This window comes from Pseudomonas sp. C6002 (genome assembly GCF_013385805.1).
In the GTDB taxonomy this organism is placed as follows: Bacteria; Pseudomonadota; Gammaproteobacteria; order Pseudomonadales; family Pseudomonadaceae; genus Aquipseudomonas.
The window spans coordinates 25,222-42,143 of the sequence record NZ_JACAPH010000011.1 but is presented as its reverse complement, the minus strand read 5'-3'; the positions used below and the strand labels follow the sequence as shown (position 1 = coordinate 42,143).

Below are 16,922 nucleotides of genomic sequence, written 5' to 3'. Positions count from 1 at the left end.
GGTGTTGCTCCTAGTTGTAGACCCACAGCACGCGGGCTGGCAGGTCGGTCAGGTTGCCGTAGCGGCAGTGGGCAAAACTGGCCAGGTGGAAGCTGTCGCCGGGGCCCAGGGTGACCGAGTCCGGCTCGCCCTCGACCCACAGCGTCAACTCGCCCTCCAGCACGTAACCGGCCTGTTCGGCACGGTCGCTCATGGTTTGTTCGCCGCTGTTGGCACCGGGGGCCAGCAGGCTGTCGAGGATCGAGAACGCGCCGTGCATGCTCGGCGACACCAGGATGTCGGTGATGCCATTGGCGTAATACACCGTGCGCCGTTCGTTGGGGCGGGTGACCCAGTCCACCGCCTTGGGTTTGGACAGGCTGTAGAAATAGGTGGTGGGCACACCGAGGGCGTGGCTGATGGCCGTGAGGTCGGCCACGGTCGGGCGCGACAGGCCGCGTTCAACCTGGGACAGGAAACCCACGGAACGCTCGATCTTTTGCGCCAGTTGCGCCAGGGTGAGCTTCTTGTGCTTGCGCAGGTCGTGGATCAGGATCGCCAGGGCGTCGAGTTCTTCTTGCTTGTCCATGGGCGCTTCGTGAAATTCTTATCAGGAAATTTCATGAAAAATTACAGGATTAATTTCACGAGGGCAATGGGTATGGAGTTGGCAGAGCATTTACGCCGCCTGGAACAGGAGCTGCACCAATGCACCACCCGTGCAGATGCGGCGCGGTTGTCGGTGCTGCTGGCGGATGATTTCGTCGAATTTGGTGCCAGTGGCAATGTGTGGGGCAGCAAGGCCGAGGTGATCGAAGGGCTGCAGGATGAGGTGTTTTCAGTCCGTAGCATCAGTGACTTTGCAATGAGGGTGCTGGCCGAAGGCGTGGCGTTGGTGACGTATCGCTGCCAGCGCGCGGCGACGGATGCAAATGCGGCGGGGGAGTCGTTGCGCAGTTCGGTGTGGCGCGAAAGCGGCGGGCAGTGGCAGATGGTGTTTCATCAGGGCACGCCAACACGTCAGCGTGCACCTGTGTAAGCGCCGGCAGGTCAGGCCGTACGCTTGGCCTCGAACCCCGACAGGCTGACATCATCACGATGCCCGAGCAGCTCGGCCACCACCGAGGTCGGCGACTTGTGCTTGTAGGTGTTGTAGTTGTTGACCGAGTCGTGGAAGAGCTGGCGGGTGAACGCGACACGGCTTTCCAGGCTGGCGATTTCTGCGGTGGGTGACGAGGCATTTTGCGCCGCCGCCAATTGTTGTTCGGCCTCCTTGAATTGGCCGAAGGCTTTTTTGCAGCGATCGAGCAGGGCCACCAGTTCCCTGTAGGTGCCGAACACGTAGAGCGCGAGCAAGGTGACAACGGTCACGAAAATGATGATGACGTGGGTACCAGTCATTGGAATTCCTGAGCGGCTGGAAAAAGGAACCAATCTTATCTGATTAATCGCCGGCCCGGTCGCTGGCCGTCCATCCATCTGCCGCTTCCATCACGGCGCTGAATGATTCCACGCCGCTGCGGTCGGAATCTTTACGCGTCATTCATTGAAGGAAGTGCCCATGAAGTCCAAATCCCTTGTTGCCTGCCTGCTGGTTGCCGCGAGCCTGTCCGCCGCGAGTCTCACCGTCCAGGCCGCGGATACCCCGCAAAAAACCGTGCAGCCTTCGAATATCAATACCCGCGACCTCAAGACGGGAGACCGCGCGCCAGACATTCTGATGCGTAAGGAGTCGGCCATTGCCGACTGGAAGAAACGTGGCCTGAAGCAGCCGGAAGAAGACAGCCAGTGGGCCCGAGTGAACGACAAGTACGTATTGCTCAAAACCACCAACGGCACGATTCTCGACATCACCCCCGTTAAAAAATAAAGCGTTCGGCGGGATGGGTGATCGCGCTTCATCCCGCTGGATTTGATTTTTGCATAAATGCATAAATCAGCATTTTTTTCTTCTTGTTTTGCGTTAAGGTACGTCCGCTGCGGGCCGCAATGGTCCCTTTACCTTGACCGGAATGAGAGCAGGATGCTTGCCACAATAAGAAATTACCCGCGTACCGTGAACCTGTTGTTGTCGGCCACGCTGATCCTCACCCTGGCCAAGGCCATCACCTTTCCGTACCTGGTGATCTACCTCACCAACCACTTTGCCCTCGACATCAGCCAGGTCGGCCTGGTGATCGGCAGCTCGTTGATCGTCGGCTCGCTGCTGAGTGTCTACGGCGGTTTCCTGGTAGACCGCATCAACAGCTACAGGCTATTGCTCAGCTTGAGTGTGGTGTTTGCCCTGGGGTTTGTCGGCACGGTGCTGGCCCGGGAAATCTGGTCGTTCTACAGTTGCCTGATCCTGATCAACCTGGCGTACGCGGTGATCGACATCGCGATCAAGTCCGGGTTTGCCAGCCTGTTGCCGGAAGATGAGCGCAGCGAAGCGTTTTCCATCAAGTACACCCTGACCAATATCGGCTATGCCGTAGGGCCGTTTTTTGGCGCGATGGTGGCCAAGCTCGATATCAGCTTGCCGTTTATCCTGTCGGCGGTCCTGGGCTTCGGTTTTTTCCTGCTGTACTGGCGTTGGGGCGACCGCACGCTGGCCACGGTAGACACCACGCAAAAGCCGGTGTCGTTCCTCGCGGTGGGGCGTGTATTGCTGCGGGATCACCGACTGGTGTGCTTCACCGTCGGCGGCCTGCTCAGTGCCGTGGTGTTCGGCCAGTTCACCGCGTACCTGTCGCAGTACCTGGTGACCACCACTACCGCCGAATACACCTACACCATCATCAGCGCGGTACTCACCACCAACGCGGTGTTGGTGATTGCCCTGCAATACGCGATTGGCCGGCGCATTTCCCACCGCTACCTGAGCCAGTGGCTGATCTTCGGCCTGGGCATGTTCATGCTGGGGGTGATTGGCTTTGCCCTGGCGAGCAACGTGTGGTGGTGGATCCTGGCGATGGCGATTTTCACCGTGGGCGAAATCGTGGTGTTTCCGGCCGAGTACATGTTCATCGACCGCATCGCCCCGGACAACCTGCGGGGCATGTACTACGGGGCGCAAAACCTCTCCAACCTCGGCGCTGCGTTGGGGCCGGTGCTGTGCGGGCTGGTGCTGGCCAACCTGCCGGCCCACTACATGTTCTACATGTTGGCAGCGTTCATTGTCGGGGGAGGGGTGTTCTATTTTATCGGGGCGTCGTTGAAAGCCCGCGACCTACTGTAGGAGCACGCTTGCTCGTGAAGGTCGTTAACGATAACGCGCCACGCCTGAATGAACGCGGTGCCTGGGCGTTTTTCGCGAGCAAGCCCGCTCCTACAAAGGGCGCAGCGGCAGGTCATCCAGCCTGAGTTTACCGACGGTGTTGCTCTGCAATTCGTACCGCAACTCGTCGACCATCTTTTCCACTTCCTGCGGGGTCTGCAGCTTGTTGGCGCTGATCCCGGTGACCACCAAATCCACCCGGCCGCTTTCGGCGTCGAAGACCTTGAGCGTCAACGACGCGTCACGGCACAGGGTGAATTCGCAGGTCAGGGGCGACAGGGCCTCTTCGATGCAGTTGCGCAGTTGGGAGAGCGTAAACATCAGGGTTCTCCTCAGCGACGACGCAGCAACAGGCCCAGCAGCAGGCCGACACCGGCGACGATCGCAACCGTTGCCAGGGGTTTTTGCTTGGCGAAATCGCCAACGGTGTCCAGCGCGTCACCGTAGGTTTGCTGCAACTGGCCAGCGGCCTGGCGAGCTACACCCTCGGCCTGGAGACGTTCGTCACCGGTCAGATCACCCAGAAAACCTTGAGCCTTGCCGGCCACTTTTTCGACGGCGCCTTTGACTTGTTCGCTTTTCATGATGGATTCCTTAAAGGGCATGACATCTCAACGGCACAGGACCCGAAGCCCTGTGCCCACCCTTCAAGGTTAAGCAGTGCACCCCCGCGCAATAAGGCGAATTTGCACCGGTCGCACTAGTGCATTTGCACTCTATTTCGGCTTTTTAACCCGCAACTCACCGGCAAACAGCCCGCGCTCACGGGCCCACACGATGGCTGCACTACGGCTATGCACCCCCAGTTTGGAGTACACCGTGGCCACATGGTTACGCACGGTGTTGGGTGCCAGTTTCAGGCGCGAAGCGATTTCCTTGTCGGCCAGGCCTTCGCAAATCAAGCCCAGTACATCGCGCTCCCGGGCGGTCAGGTCGGTGAAGGAAATGTTCGGTACATTGGGGCTGTTGACGCTCTTGGCGTTGGCCAGTTTTTCAATCAGCGTCTGGCTGAACCATGAGGCGTCCTGCATCACTTCCTCGATCGCGGCCACCAGTTCCAGCTCGGAGCGCTTGCGTTCGGTGATGTTCATCAGCACCAGCAGGTAGCAGGGCACATCCTGGATACTGACGGTGTCGGCAGACAGCACACAGTCGATCAGCTCATTGCCTTTCTTGCGAATCTTCAGGTCGAGGCCGTCGAGGTTGCCGGCTTTTTCCAGGGTGGTGAACAGTTGCGTGCAGGCCTGGGGGCTGTCGATAAAGTCGATGTCTTCGATGGATTTGCCGATCAGTTCTTCACTGGTATAGCCGGTGATGGTCATGAAGGCTTCGTTGATATCCACCACCTGGCGGTTGGCGGCGTTGCACACCAGGGTCGGCACCGGCGTCAGGCGGAACGACTTGGCGAAGCGTTCCTCGCTCTGACGCAGGGCGGTTTCGGCCTTGCGGCGAGGCTCCAGGTCGGTGAAGGAAAACAGCATGCAGTCTTCCTCATTCATGTCCAGCGGCTGGCCGGCCACGATCACCAGTTTGCTGCCGCCTTCGGGCAGTTTCAGTTCGGCTTGCATCTGTGGAATGGTCGCGCCTTCGCCCAGGCGCTTGACGGCCAGGTCCTTGTTTTCGGCCTGTTCCAGCACGTCCAGTTCATACACCGAGTGGCCGATCACCTGGTCGCGGTTGTAGCCGGTCATCTCCAGGAAGCCCTGGTTGACCTTGATGTAGCGCAGGTCGCTCAGGCGGCAAATCACCGCCGGCGCCGGGTTGGCATTGAAGGTCTTTTCGAAGCGCTGTTCGGCGCTGGCCCATTCGGTGGCGTCGCTCAGGATCAACACCAGCAATTCCGGCTCGCCCGACGCGTCGTCGAGCACCAGGCTGCGCAGGCGATGCACCCAGACTTTTTCCTCGTCGCCGGTAGGGGTGACTTCCACCACCACATCGCTGAACTCTTCACCGTCTGCCACCCGGCTCAGAGGATAATTCTCCAGCACCAACGGGTGGTTGTTGCGATACCGCAAGGCAAAGCGCGCGGCGTATTCCTTGGTGTTGGCACCCAGGTCTTCGACTTTATCCACGCCATGCATCAGCAGCGCGGCTTCATTGGCCCAGAGTATGGTCTGGTCGGCCTCGGCGAGGATCACCCCATCGGACAAGCCGGAGATGATCTGCTGCAGTTGGCGGCGGTTGGTTTCTTTGGCGAGGACGGCCTGGCTCATGGTTTCTCCTGGGGTAAGTCGCATGGGAAGTACGACACCTGAGGCTCAGGATAGTGCAGAGAAAGTGCCCGGCGCGGGGTGCGAATGCACCAGTGCGCCTAGTGCAATTGTGTCGAGACCGCAGGGCAGGTGCCTCGCCAAACTGGCCACCTACCCACTGTTCAAAGGATTTAACATGACCACTGTCTATGAAACCAACCGTTCGCTGTTTCGTGTGTCCTGGGGCTCGGTATTGGCCGGTAGTGCAATTGCCCTGGTGACCTATCTGGTATTGAGCGTACTTGGCACCGCGATTGGCGCCAGCGCGGTAGACCCGATGGCCGCGGGTAACCCGCTGAGCGGTTTCGGCACCGGTGCCGGGATCTGGCTGTTTGTCTCGACGCTGCTGGCAATCGGTGCCGGTGCATTCGTGGCCGGGCGCACCGCGCCGGATCGCGGCGGCCTGCACGGCGTGCTGAGCTGGACCATCACCACCTTGCTCACCACCTGGCTGCTGGCCGCGCTGGCCACCAGCGTTGTGGGAGCGGCGGGCAATGTCGTCGGCAAGGGCCTGTCGGCTGCCGGCAGCGGGATCGCCGCCGTGGCGCCGGGTATCAGCGACAGCGTCAAGCAGCAACTGAATGAGCAGGGCATCAAGCTGGACTGGAACAGCCTGCAAGGTCAGCTCGACACACTGCTCAAGCAGAGCGGCAAACCTGAACTGGACCCGGCCAACGTTGAGCAAAAAGCCGATCAGGCGGCTGCGGACGGCAAGCAGTCGGCCAACGATGCCGCGACCAACCCAGCCCAGGCTGGTGATGAATTGAAGCAGTGGTTCGAGCGGGTCAAGGCTTCCGGTGAGCCGGCGTTGAACGCGGCGGACAAGCAGGCACTGGTCAACATTGTTGCGGCCCGTACCGGCAAGAGCCAGGCTGAGGCCACCCAGATTGTCGACAACTACGCCCAGGCCTACCAGCAGGCCGTGCAGAAGGTCGACGAACTGAAGCAACAGGCTGAACAGAAAGCCCGTGAAGCCGGTGAAGTCGCGGCCAAGCAACTGTCCCGTGCTGCGTGGAGCACCTTGTTGATGTTGCTGCTGGGCGCAGCGTTGAGCTTCGGTGTGGGTCGCCTGGCGATTTCCACCCGTCGTGTACCGTTGGCCTGATCATGACCTGAGGTGATCTATGTGGCGAGGGAGCTTGCTCCCGCTGGGCTGCGAAGCGGCCCCAAAAAGAGGGGCGCGCTACGCACTGGAGCGCCAGCCCGGTCCAGCGGGAGCAAGCTCCCTCGCCACAATGCTTCGCTGGCACCAAACATGCTAGTGTCAGCACTCCAACATCCACTGGCAGTGCCTGGCGATGCGCGACATCTACAGCGTCTTCAACTCCAACGGCGCCTATGAAACCGGGGCCCATGCCCACGACGAATTCATGCTGATGGTGCCCGAGCACGGCCTGTTGCGTTTCAAGGATGAAGAAAGCGGGCGCACCACCTCGGTGATCGACCGCCAGTTCGTACTGGTGCCGCCGCAATCCAGCCATTCCTCCTCGTCACTCACCGCCAGCCAGGGCCACGTGGCGTTCTACGTCGATCCCGACTACATGCACTACGCCTTGCGTGACCTGTCCGGTGACGCCAACCGCTTGCTGCGCGTGCCCACCCTGGGCATCTGGCAAACCTCCGCGCCGTTGCACCATCTGCTCCTGGCAAAAAAAGCCTTCAGCCAGCCCGACCTGTACATCGACCGCCGCCGCCAGGTGGCCCAGGCCGATCACTTGCTGCTGCTCGAATGCCTGGCGATTTCCCTCAGCCAGCCGAGCCTGCAACGCTCATCTACCGAGCGCCACGGCGCCATGCTGGTGCGTGACGTCAAGGCGTACGTGGAAGGCAACCTCGAACATGCGCCGGGGCTGGATGAAATCGCCGAGACGTTTCACATGTCGCGCCGCCATCTGACCCGGCTGTTCGCGCTGCACACCGGCGAGACGGTGCTGGCGTACGTCCAGCGCCTGCGCCTGGAGCGCGCGCAGACGTTGTTGCGGCACACCCGCATGTCGGTGCTGGAGATCGCCAATAACGTCGGCTATGAGTCACCGTCACACCTGGCCCATGTGTTTCGCCGGGTGCTGGGCGTATCGCCGGATGAGTGGCGCCGCGGCTGATACCGCCTCAACGTTTTTGATGTCCCGATCCCGCGCATGATCCGGCCCGATCCCGTGCGCCGCAAATCCGTCATCCGTTCATCCTCACCCCGTCAACAACAAACAAGTCCGGCCTACCGGACGAGGAGGGGCGGTGAGTGCAAAACCCTTTATCAGTTTCGCAGGGGTGCAAAAAAGCTTCAAAGTCGAGGGCCGCCAGTTTGTGGCCGTGCGCAACGTATCGCTTGAAGTTCAGCGGGGCGAAATCATCACCCTGGTCGGCCCTTCGGGGTGCGGCAAGTCCACCTTGCTTAACATGACCGCCGGGCTCTTCGGCCCCACGGAGGGCCAGGTGCATTACGACGGCGCCGAGGTCAAGGGCGTCAACACCCGTGTCGGCTACATGACCCAGGCCGACCACTTGCTGCCGTGGCGCACCGTGGCCGGCAACATCGCCGTGCCGCTGCAAATCCGCCGCATGCCCAAGGCCCGGATCGACAGTCGCGTCGAGGAGCTGATGGCGCTGGTGGGCCTCACCGGTTTTGGCGAAAGCTACCCCAACCAGCTTTCCGGCGGCATGCGCAAACGCGCGGCCATGGCGCGCTTGATGGCCAGCGACCCGGAAACCCTGCTGATGGACGAACCCTTCGGCGCCCTTGATGCGCAGATGCGCCTGACCCTGCAGACCGAACTCTTGCGCCTGTGCCGCAAGCTCAACAAGACCGTGCTGTTCGTCACCCACGATGTCGATGAAGCCATCGCGCTGGCGGACCGCTGCGTGGTGTTCGCCGGTCGCCCGGGCACCATCGACCATGTGCTCGATATTCCCTTGGGCGGTGAACGCAACCTGGTGCAATTGCGCTCCGACCCACGCTACGTGGAACTCTGCGCCGCCCTCTGGAAACGCTTGGCGCCCGACGTCGCCGGTGCTGCCGATCCCGCCTCATTGGCTCACTCGCTGGAGGTCGTATGATCCAGGTCTATCGCTTGCTGTTCCTGATTTTCCTGCTGGTGTTCTGGGAGTGTGTGTCCCGCTGGTTCGGCGTGGAATTTTTCATCAGCCGGCCTTCGGCGGTGGCGCAAAGCCTGTGGAAAATCCTCATGAACGGGGTGTTCTTCTATCACGCCGGCATCACCACCCTGGAAGCCGTGCTGGGCTTCTTCTTCGGCTCCCTCGCAGGCTTGATCGCCGGTTTGGTGCTGGGCCGCGCCAAGCTGCTGGCGGATATTCTCGATCCGTTCCTGACCGCCTTCTACAGCTTGCCGAAAGTCGCGCTGGCGCCGCTGTTCATCCTCTGGTTCGGCATCGGCTTGCCGATGAAAGTCATCCTGACCGCGGCCGTGGTGTTCTTCCTGGTGTTCCTCAACACCTACAGCGGCGTGCGCAACGTGTCCCGCGAGCAACTGACCATCCTGCGCCTGATGGGCGCCAAGGAGCGCGACCTGCTGACCATGGTGGTCATCCCGTCCGCTTTCACCTGGGTATTCACCGGCCTGCGCCTGTCGGTGCCCTATGCGCTGATCGGCGCGCTGGTGGGCGAGATCATCGCCGCCAACCGGGGCCTGGGCTACCTGCTCTCGGATGCAGCCTCGCAGTTCGATACCGCCGGTGTATTTGCCGCACTGGTGGGGATCATCGCCCTCGCGCTGATCCTGAACACGGCGGTGAAGCTGGCCGAACGCAAGTTGATGCCGTGGAAGGCCAACGAAGCGGAACGTGAAGTTGCGGTTTAACCCCTTATTTTTGTGGAGCTTGATCATGTTCAAACCACTGTTCATCGCCAGCGTTTTACTCGCTTCATGCCTGCCCGCCGCGCAGGCCCGGGACCTGACCAAAGTCACCCTGGCGTTCCCCAGCGAAGGCTTCCTCTATGTGCCGATCTACGTCGCGCAGAAGCAAGGCTACTTCGCCGATGAAGGCCTGAATGTGGACGTCATCGTATTCCAGAAAGGCGGCTCGGCAGCACTCACCGCCGTGCTGGGGCGTGATGCGGATGCGTACGTCGGCCTGCCCGCCGTCGCGGTGCGCGCCCGCACCAAAGGCCAGAATGTCCAGGCGTTCGCCGCCGTGCAGACTCAGTTCGGCAGCACCGTGGTGATCGACGGTGCCTCGGCGCAAAAGGCCGGCGTGTCGGCCACCTCATCCCTGGCCGCCCGTGCCCAGGCCCTCAAGGGCTTGAAGATCGGTGTCACCGGCCCTGGCAGCACCACCGACATGCTGGTGCGCTACCTGGCCAAGGATGCGGGGCTCAACCCGGACAAAGACTTCACCATCATGCCCATCGGCGGCGCGCCAAACATGCTCGCGGCGTTTTCCCAGGGCAGCATCAACGGCTTCTCGCTGTCGCCACCCACCATCACCACCGCCGAGAAGCAAGGCGGCTTTGTGTTGATGGACCTGGCCAAGGGCGAATACAAACCCCTGGACGGCTTCCTCTTCACTGCGATGATTGCCCGTGAAGACTGGCTGGCCAGCAACAAGGTCACGGCCGAAAAAATGGTCCGCGCCCTGTGGCGTGCCGAACACCTGATTGCCAGCGACCCGGACAAGGCTCGCGAGTCGGTGCGCCCGTATTTCGCCCACACCGACGCCGCCATCTTCAATGCAGCCTGGACCGCTTCGCTGCCGTCCTACCCGGCCACGCCGCGCATCGAGAAAGACGGCGTTGAGAAAAACATCCGCTTCATGAACGCTGTGGAGAGCGACCCGGTCGAACTCGACCCGCAGCAGGTTTACACCAACTCCATCGTCGACGCCGTGGCGCCGACTGTTTCCACCCTTCAGGGAGAGGCGAAATGACGCCCGAGGTTCACCTGGTCAATGTTTTTCCCGCCACCGCCCGTGGCGGCAACCCCGCGCCAACCGTGGCCGTCGCCGATGGCATGAGCGATGCCGACATGCAGCAAGTCGCCCGCGACTATGGCCATGAGTGCGGCTTCGTGTTCGCCGCACCGGTTGGCAGCGAGTTCGATTTTGCCTTGCGCTTCTGGGTGCCCAACCACGAGATGGAAATGTGCGGCCACGCCACCGTGGGAGCGGTGTGGCTGCTGGATCGCTTGGGCATGCTGCACAAGGACCGCCTGACGTTATCGACCCTGAGCGGTCCGGTGGATGCGCGGATCACCGCTGCGGGCACCCCGGATATCCAGGTGGAAATCAGCCAGCCCAAGGGCCAGGTCGAGGCGTTGAACGATGCCGAAGTCGAGGCCGAGATTCTGTCGGTGCTCGGCATCACTTCCAACGAACTGGCACCGCTGCCGATCCAAAACGCTTGCACCAGCCGGGTGAAAACCCTGATCGCGCTGAAAAGCGTGGCGGTACTGGATAGCCTGAAACCGGATTACCGGCGGATGCAGCAACTGTGCGAGCGCATCGGCTCCACCGGTTTGTACCCCTATGCGCCATCGGATCTGGACGGGCGACAGTTTGATGCGCGGCAGTTTCCCAAGTCCTCGGGTTACCCGGAAGACGCCGCCACCGGCATCGCGGCTGCCGCGTTGGCGTTTGGCTTGTTGGAGAATGGCCTGGTGACGGCAGATGATCGCCCGGTGCACATCCGCCAGGGCCGGGCCATGGGCCGACCTTCGCAAATCTCCCTGCGGTTTCGCCGGGATGCAGCGGGGCAGGTGCAAGGCTGCTGGCTGGGTGGGCATGTGGAATTTGTCGAGGAACCGGCATGAGCGTGCGCGAAAAACTGCAAGCCCTCGGGCTGGAGTTACCCGAAGCGCCGAGCCCCAAGGGGGACTACGTGCCGGTGACGATTCATGGAGGCGTGGCGTATGTCAGCGGGCAGGTTTGTCGGCAGGGTGACAGCGTGATTACCGGGCCGGTGACGGACCAGACCTCTACGGAGTTGGTCAACGAAGCAGGGCGGACCTGTGTGCTGCGGGCCTTGAGCGTGCTGGACCAGGCGGTAGGGCTGGAGAACGTCGAGCGCATCCTGTTCGTTCGCGGGTTTGTGTTTGGCGGGGAAGGTTTCCAGGGCTTCTCCAAGGTTGTCGACGGCGCGTCGCAACTGTTGATTGAGCTGTTTGGCGAGCACGGCCGGCATGCGCGTTCGGCGGTGGGCGTGGCGGGATTACCCAGCAACGGCCTGCTGGAACTGGAACTGACGGCGGTCGTCACTGCCTGAACCACCCACCAAAATGTGGCGAGGGAGTTTGCTCCCGCTGGGCTGCGCAGCAGCCCCAAAACCGATGATCGCAGTGCCTCGGGCATACCGCGTCAACCGGTCCGGGAGCGCTTCGCACTCCAGCGGGAGCAAGCTCCCTCGCCACAGGATTCGTGTTGCTTTCACCTCTGCAGGAACCCCGGCGAACGAGTAAACTGCCCGCCTTTTATTCTCACGACGAGACGGTGAGCTTTTGAACGCAGGAAAAACCGCAGGGCTGTTGCTGCTCACCGCCTTATTGGCGGGATGCGGCACCTCGCCACCCCGCACCCCCAACGACATCTGCGGCATCTTCCGCGAAAAAGACGATTGGTACGACGCCGCCAAGGTGACCCAGGCGCGCTGGGGCGTGCCGATCCAGGTGCCGTTCGCGATCATGTATCAGGAATCGGGCTTCCGGCAGGACGCCAAGACCCCACGCAAGTACCTGCTGTGGATCATCCCCTGGGGTCGTGTGTCTACGGCCTCCGGCTACGCCCAGGCCAAGGACGAAGTGTGGAGCGACTACCAGAAAAGCACCGGACGCTACGGCGCCAGCCGGCAGGACTTTGACGACGCCATCGACTTTGTCGGCTGGTACATGGATAAGACCTACACCATCAACGGCGTATACAAATACGATGCCTACGGCCAGTACCTGAATTACCACGAAGGCTGGGGCGGTTACCGGCAGCGTACCTACGCGAGCAAAGCCTGGCTGATGCCGGTGGCAGGCAAGGTTCAGGCGCGTTCGCAGATGTATGCGGCGCAATATGCGGGCTGCAAGAATGATCTGGGGCGTGGGTTCTGGAGCCGGTTCTGGCATTGGCTTTAAGTGCTCGGGCAGTCCTTTGCCCGGCGTAGGAGAGCGGAGCTAAACGGCTAACCATCCCACCAATGGCACTACCGCCAACGTGCTCAGCGCCATTGAGATTACGTTGCCGATATAAGGATGAAAGTGCGGTGGTAACCGTCCTGCAATCGCGCAGGCCAGTGGCGGCGCCATCAGCGCGCCGAGCAACGCACTGGACCCCATCACCATCCAGCTGCCGCCATGGGTCAATACGGCTGCCGGGACTACCGATACCAGCGGGACATACGTGGGATACCAGCCTCGTTTTATCCACTGATGTCGCCAGATCACCACGCCAAGCGCTGATGTCAGCGCTTGCGCGCCGATCAGGTGCAGTATCAGGCCGGATCCATAGGCCGGGCTCATCGGGTTCAGCGCGTAAGCCAGTAACACACCCGCCAGCAAGCCAAGGCTGGCCAGCTCATTGCCGAAGAACGGCGCTTCGGAAAAGTCAGCCAATACCCTCCGCACGCTCCACACCACACCATAAGTCGGTGGCTTCAGCGGGGCGGGCCTTTGCGGCGCTGTGTAATCGCTTCGTACCAGGACCGGCACGTGACGGCACAATACAAAGGCAATCACACTGCCAACCGCCATCCCAAGCACATTTCCGATCACCACCGGCAAGCCCAGCGGTATGCAGACGTAATTAACGATCAACAAACACATCGGCGTGACCAGTAAACCTCCCAGTACGGCGCCGTTGAGCGTCACTTTCCAGCCACCTCCGAACATCAGCACCATTGCCGCCGGCAGCGAAACAAACGCTGCAAACGTCGGTTGCCAAGTGTCAGCGGTCACCGTCCAGCCCCATAACGCGTTGCTTAGCAGCAAGCCGAGTAAGGAGCTGGTTATCAGCCACGGCCACAGCCCTGTGCCGTACGAGATAGCAAAGCCCTGCCAGGACTTGCCCGTGCGGCTGGCCCACCACGCCAGATACGCACCGCCCAGCAGGCCCAGTGACGCCAGTTCGTGTTTGTAGAACGCGACCTCGCTGATATCACCCAACACCCAGCGCAGCCACGCACTGGGATGTGGAAGGCTGGTCACCATATCGGCATATCCAGGCCAAGGGTAAATAAGGGCTATCCATAGAATCAGCAAAGCACTGGCAAGACCCAGAACTATGACGGTGTTATCGGCCCGGGAGCGCCCTGCACGCGGCTTTTCAAAGAGGCTTTCCATGATGCACCCTCCGATCAGCGTGGCAGGGCAGGGTGCTGGGTGTACCCGAGCATCTGGTCGTAAAGATCAGCACGCCGGTCCCGCTGCAAGTCGTTAAGACTGTTCCAGATAGGCGCGCTGCGGGCACTGGTGAGATCGACATCGGCGAAAAGGATCTCCTGCCGATTCGCCGACGCCACCGTACCGATGGGCCATCCATTGGTACCGGCAATGAGCGAACATCCCAGGTAACGCGCATCGCGCTCCTCGTCGATACGACTGGCGGCAGCGATAAACACGTTATTGACGTGGGCGGCGGTCATCGTGAGATACGACGCCATGCACTTCCCCGCGTCGTCGAACAACGGCGGCGGGGTCCACACCCAGTTGTTGAGGCTGCAAATAATATCGGCGCCTTGCTGGCTGAGGATGCGTGGCACCTCGGGAAACCAAATGTCCCAGCAGATCAACAGGCCAATACGGCCTATGGGTGTTTCGAAAACGGGGAATCCTGTATCGCCGGGAGTGAACCAGAGCTTCTCCAGGTTCCACAGATGGGCCTTGCGGTACTTGCCAATAAAGCCATCCGGCCCCAGCAATACAGCCGTATTGAACAGCTGCATAGCGGAAATTTCGCTGAGGCCTGCCACCAGGTACACCTGATGTTTACAGGCAAAATCTGTCCAGGCCTGCACACTTGGCCCACCCGGAATGGCCTCGGCATGATCAAACGCGTCCTGACGGCTGGAGAAGAAATAGCCACAGTTAGAAAGCTCTGGCAGCACGATCAGATTGGCACCGCCGCTCACTGCTTCCGTCGCCAGCTCAAGGCTATGACGCAGGTTGCGCTCCCGGTTTTCCATTCCGACCTGGGGATCAAACTGTACGACAGCTATGCGAACAGGGCTTGTTGGATCGCTCATTGCGGGTGACCTCTTATTTTTATTCAGCCAGAAGTGGCTGGATGTTTATAAGAGGCGACCTGATGTTTAAATGAAAGTCGGACGCGTCCGATAGCAATGTAGTTTGCTTCTGCCAAGGCTTTTGCATGGTGTGTTTATTTTGCTGGGAGTGAATACTCTGTTTTGTATTCTGGATAGTCTTGCATTGAGAATCCTCCATTGAAGAGGGCGCCAGTTCTATTGCAGATATTTATGACGGTATCTATTGCGCCCCTGAAACAAGGCTCTGTCCATCCGGCATCTACTGAAAAAGATTCGCCGCAGAGGTAAAGTCCAGACTTGAATGAGTAGTCCTTATTGTATTTCATTAAGCTGACAGCCTCATAGTAGGTTCCTGGTCTGTACAATTTTGCGCATCCCAATGAGTTTTGGTCATTCATCCAGCGTTGCACGATGGCCTGCTCGTGGCCGATGTATGGAGAGATTTTTTCTTGGATGTTAGTGGATTTGACCAGGATTCTATCCAGCTCTTCTATGCACTTGGTTATTAACTCTTTGTCACTTAGTGAAGATAACTTTGTTGCGTCATCTTCCCAGGTGTAGCTCAAGAGTATGCAGTCATAGGTGTGATGCTCGTTATAGCGATAGGTATATACATCATGTATGAAACTGTCGGTAACGATGGCTTGCGGGATCTTCGTGTTTTTGGACAGGAAGGTTTTTTTTAACGGGGCGTACACTTTGCAGCTGGTTTCCCAGTGAGCAGTTTTATAGGCATTTATCGTGTCGTAAGGGAGCATCTCTTCATCGAAACCCTCAAGCAGTATTTGTGTTTCGATTATCCAGGAGGGGAGCGTGATGATGACCGAGTCGAAGTCGGCATGGCAGACTTCAGTTTTTTTGGGGTTACTAGCATTCCAATGATAATAAACGCGCGTTTTCCCATTTCTCAGCTTTTCCAGTTTTTTTACTGGAGAGTCGGTCAGTAATCCATCCGTCTTCTTGAGGCTGAGGTCATACACGGAGTCGCTTATTTCAGGAGTACTCATAAAGAGCAGACATTCTGCCAAGGCCCCGAGACCTTTGTAGCTGGGCTTATTAAACTCTAGTCCCCGAGAGTCAAAAACGGCCGGGCTTCTCAGGTGCGGCGAGTCGACTGCCTCGCCATCCAGTTTGACCCGGCCATGAATTAGCTGGAGGTGACTGCTGAAACCAAAAATCGCAGTCCGCAGGGGATAAAGCGAGCAAATGTCATAAAATGCTCCCCAACTGCCATCGCCTATTCCAATTGCATAGAACACAGCCGACTCTTGCGTCGTCATGCCCATGCCACCGAAGTCACCGGGGCGTTCCTTGTGCCAAGACTCAATAACCGGCATTTTCACTAAATCCCTAAACGAGATGCTTTCGTACTTTTCAACTACCCTGGTCCAAAATAATTCCCATTGCTCGCTTCCGTATAATTCCGCAACTTTCTGAGTCATACGGTTCGCAAAGTTTCGCCATTTTGCAGACACTGCACTCAGGGTCTCGCCAGGTGGAGGCGTTATACCATCTTTGTTTTTCCAGATCAGCATGGTGGGCTGACTACTATTATCTATACTCCCTTCGCGTAAGTAGATCCCGGTTGATGTGACCCACGGGCTTCCCGGATTTGGGAAGTTTGAATGAACAAGATCAAACGCTTTGGTGTAATAGGCCATCATGGATCGGCCTTCAGTGGGGTTTTCATCAGATCGATTAAAAAAGGGCATACGCATCGCGCCCATTTCAAAGGGCGGTCGTCCTGTATTGTTGGAGCGCTGTCCACCAAGAACGGTAAGGTGTCTGCCTCCGATTCTTTTGGATTTCTCGATCAGGGATATGTCTTTAAAGCCGCAGCGATACAGTTCTCTTGCTGCAGTAAGGCCTGTGATGCCTGCCCCGATGATACATATTTTGTGGTCCAAATGAGGCGCCTTTGCAATTCCGCCTTTTTGCTCTACTAAGGCTCGATAATCGAAGCATAAGTCTGGTGGGCCAGGAAAACGGCCCCGCCATTTATTTCTGGTGGATCTCTTCTCTCTGGAAGCGCGGGCAGCAATATCAGCCGGGTAATTGAAGTCTGATCCTATGGTCATACAAGTCATCCTTGATGTTCTATGTTTCTGGATAGTTAGGCTGCTCGTTGTATCGAAGAAGATAAATAGGTGGTTTGTATTTTTTTTACGTACGTTTTCGTGATTTTTTGTAGGTTGGTGCATTCGAACTGGCAGGCTATTGGAGAAAACGAGGTATGTGGGCT

Annotated in this window: 19 protein-coding genes; 11 read left to right on the top strand and 8 right to left on the bottom strand. The window is 59.2% G+C overall.

The genetic code is table 11. The features are described 5' to 3' along the window. Positions 1 to 10: 10 nt before the first annotated feature. Positions 11 to 568 carry a helix-turn-helix domain-containing protein gene (locus tag HX817_RS06785; protein WP_003211595.1) on the bottom strand — a complete coding sequence of 186 codons (558 nt, stop codon included), beginning with the start codon at positions 566 to 568 and terminating at the stop codon, positions 11 to 13. 66 nt (positions 569 to 634) lie between these two features. Between HX817_RS06785 and HX817_RS06780 the strand changes: the two genes are divergently transcribed. Further along, complete coding sequence (locus HX817_RS06780; RefSeq protein WP_177040012.1) at positions 635 to 1,018, top strand: DUF4440 domain-containing protein; 384 nt, start codon at positions 635 to 637, stop codon at positions 1,016 to 1,018. A gap of 11 nt (positions 1,019 to 1,029) precedes the next feature. On the opposite strand, the gene HX817_RS06775 is transcribed toward HX817_RS06780, so the two are convergent. Beyond that, positions 1,030 to 1,380: a LemA family protein gene (locus HX817_RS06775; protein WP_087694086.1), complete on the bottom strand. Its 351-nt coding sequence runs from the start codon at positions 1,378 to 1,380 to the stop codon at positions 1,030 to 1,032. 160 nt (positions 1,381 to 1,540) lie between these two features. On the opposite strand from HX817_RS06775, the gene HX817_RS06770 reads away from it, so the two are divergent. Further along, entirely contained in the window at positions 1,541 to 1,849 is a 309-nt protein-coding gene (locus HX817_RS06770; protein WP_003211589.1) for an RcnB family protein, read from the top strand. A gap of 153 nt (positions 1,850 to 2,002) precedes the next feature. After that, positions 2,003 to 3,196 (top strand): MFS transporter, encoded by a 1,194-nt coding sequence (locus HX817_RS06765; protein ID WP_177040011.1) that lies wholly within the window; start codon positions 2,003 to 2,005, stop codon positions 3,194 to 3,196. 90 nt (positions 3,197 to 3,286) lie between these two features. Here HX817_RS06765 and HX817_RS06760 read toward each other — a convergent pair whose 3' ends face one another. The 3 genes from HX817_RS06760 to HX817_RS06750 form a co-directional block, all read right to left on the bottom strand. After that, positions 3,287 to 3,556, bottom strand: coding sequence for a DUF1652 domain-containing protein (locus tag HX817_RS06760; protein WP_177040010.1), 270 nt, complete (start codon positions 3,554 to 3,556; stop codon positions 3,287 to 3,289). A gap of 11 nt (positions 3,557 to 3,567) precedes the next feature. Then, positions 3,568 to 3,819: a CsbD family protein gene (locus HX817_RS06755; RefSeq protein WP_003211583.1), complete on the bottom strand. Its 252-nt coding sequence runs from the start codon at positions 3,817 to 3,819 to the stop codon at positions 3,568 to 3,570. A gap of 132 nt (positions 3,820 to 3,951) precedes the next feature. Further along, positions 3,952 to 5,448 (bottom strand): PAS domain S-box protein, encoded by a 1,497-nt coding sequence (locus HX817_RS06750; RefSeq protein WP_003211582.1) that lies wholly within the window; start codon positions 5,446 to 5,448, stop codon positions 3,952 to 3,954. Positions 5,449 to 5,623: 175 nt separating this feature from the next. On the opposite strand from HX817_RS06750, the gene HX817_RS06745 reads away from it, so the two are divergent. The 8 genes from HX817_RS06745 to HX817_RS06710 all read left to right on the top strand — a co-directional run bounded on the left by HX817_RS06745 (position 5,624) and on the right by HX817_RS06710 (position 12,554). After that, entirely contained in the window at positions 5,624 to 6,592 is a 969-nt protein-coding gene (locus tag HX817_RS06745; RefSeq protein WP_177009748.1) for a hypothetical protein, read from the top strand. A 193-nt stretch (positions 6,593 to 6,785) separates the two neighbouring features. Then, positions 6,786 to 7,589, top strand: coding sequence for an AraC family transcriptional regulator (locus HX817_RS06740; protein ID WP_003211578.1), 804 nt, complete (start codon positions 6,786 to 6,788; stop codon positions 7,587 to 7,589). A gap of 133 nt (positions 7,590 to 7,722) precedes the next feature. Next, positions 7,723 to 8,541: an ABC transporter ATP-binding protein gene (locus tag HX817_RS06735; protein ID WP_003211576.1), complete on the top strand. Its 819-nt coding sequence runs from the start codon at positions 7,723 to 7,725 to the stop codon at positions 8,539 to 8,541. Next, complete coding sequence (locus HX817_RS06730) at positions 8,538 to 9,302, top strand: ABC transporter permease (RefSeq protein WP_008435867.1); 765 nt, start codon at positions 8,538 to 8,540, stop codon at positions 9,300 to 9,302. Before HX817_RS06735 ends, HX817_RS06730 begins: the two co-directional genes overlap by 4 nt. A gap of 25 nt (positions 9,303 to 9,327) precedes the next feature. After that, positions 9,328 to 10,368 (top strand): ABC transporter substrate-binding protein, encoded by a 1,041-nt coding sequence (locus tag HX817_RS06725; protein ID WP_102369372.1) that lies wholly within the window; start codon positions 9,328 to 9,330, stop codon positions 10,366 to 10,368. After that, complete coding sequence (locus tag HX817_RS06720) at positions 10,365 to 11,249, top strand: PhzF family phenazine biosynthesis protein (RefSeq protein ID WP_003211571.1); 885 nt, start codon at positions 10,365 to 10,367, stop codon at positions 11,247 to 11,249. Before HX817_RS06725 ends, HX817_RS06720 begins: the two co-directional genes overlap by 4 nt. Then, positions 11,246 to 11,701, top strand: coding sequence for a RidA family protein (locus HX817_RS06715; RefSeq protein ID WP_003211568.1), 456 nt, complete (start codon positions 11,246 to 11,248; stop codon positions 11,699 to 11,701). The genes HX817_RS06720 and HX817_RS06715 overlap by 4 nt, the downstream gene beginning before the upstream one ends. A 232-nt stretch (positions 11,702 to 11,933) precedes the next feature. Then, the gene (locus HX817_RS06710; protein WP_023658938.1) at positions 11,934 to 12,554 is read left to right on the top strand and encodes a hypothetical protein; all 621 of its coding nucleotides are present in this window, start codon (positions 11,934 to 11,936) and stop codon (positions 12,552 to 12,554) included. 39 nt (positions 12,555 to 12,593) lie between these two features. Here the strand turns inward: HX817_RS06710 and HX817_RS06705 are convergent, their stop codons facing one another. The 3 genes from HX817_RS06705 to HX817_RS06695 form a co-directional block, all read right to left on the bottom strand. Further along, positions 12,594 to 13,757 carry a hypothetical protein gene (locus HX817_RS06705; protein WP_166742172.1) on the bottom strand — a complete coding sequence of 388 codons (1,164 nt, stop codon included), beginning with the start codon at positions 13,755 to 13,757 and terminating at the stop codon, positions 12,594 to 12,596. Positions 13,758 to 13,771: 14 nt separating this feature from the next. Next, positions 13,772 to 14,659, bottom strand: coding sequence for a nitrilase family protein (locus tag HX817_RS06700; protein WP_177040009.1), 888 nt, complete (start codon positions 14,657 to 14,659; stop codon positions 13,772 to 13,774). Between the two features lie 134 nt (positions 14,660 to 14,793). Beyond that, a complete protein-coding gene (locus HX817_RS06695) occupies positions 14,794 to 16,758 on the bottom strand; it encodes an FAD-dependent oxidoreductase (RefSeq protein ID WP_177040008.1) in 1,965 nt (654 codons plus the stop codon). Positions 16,759 to 16,922 lie beyond the last annotated feature (164 nt).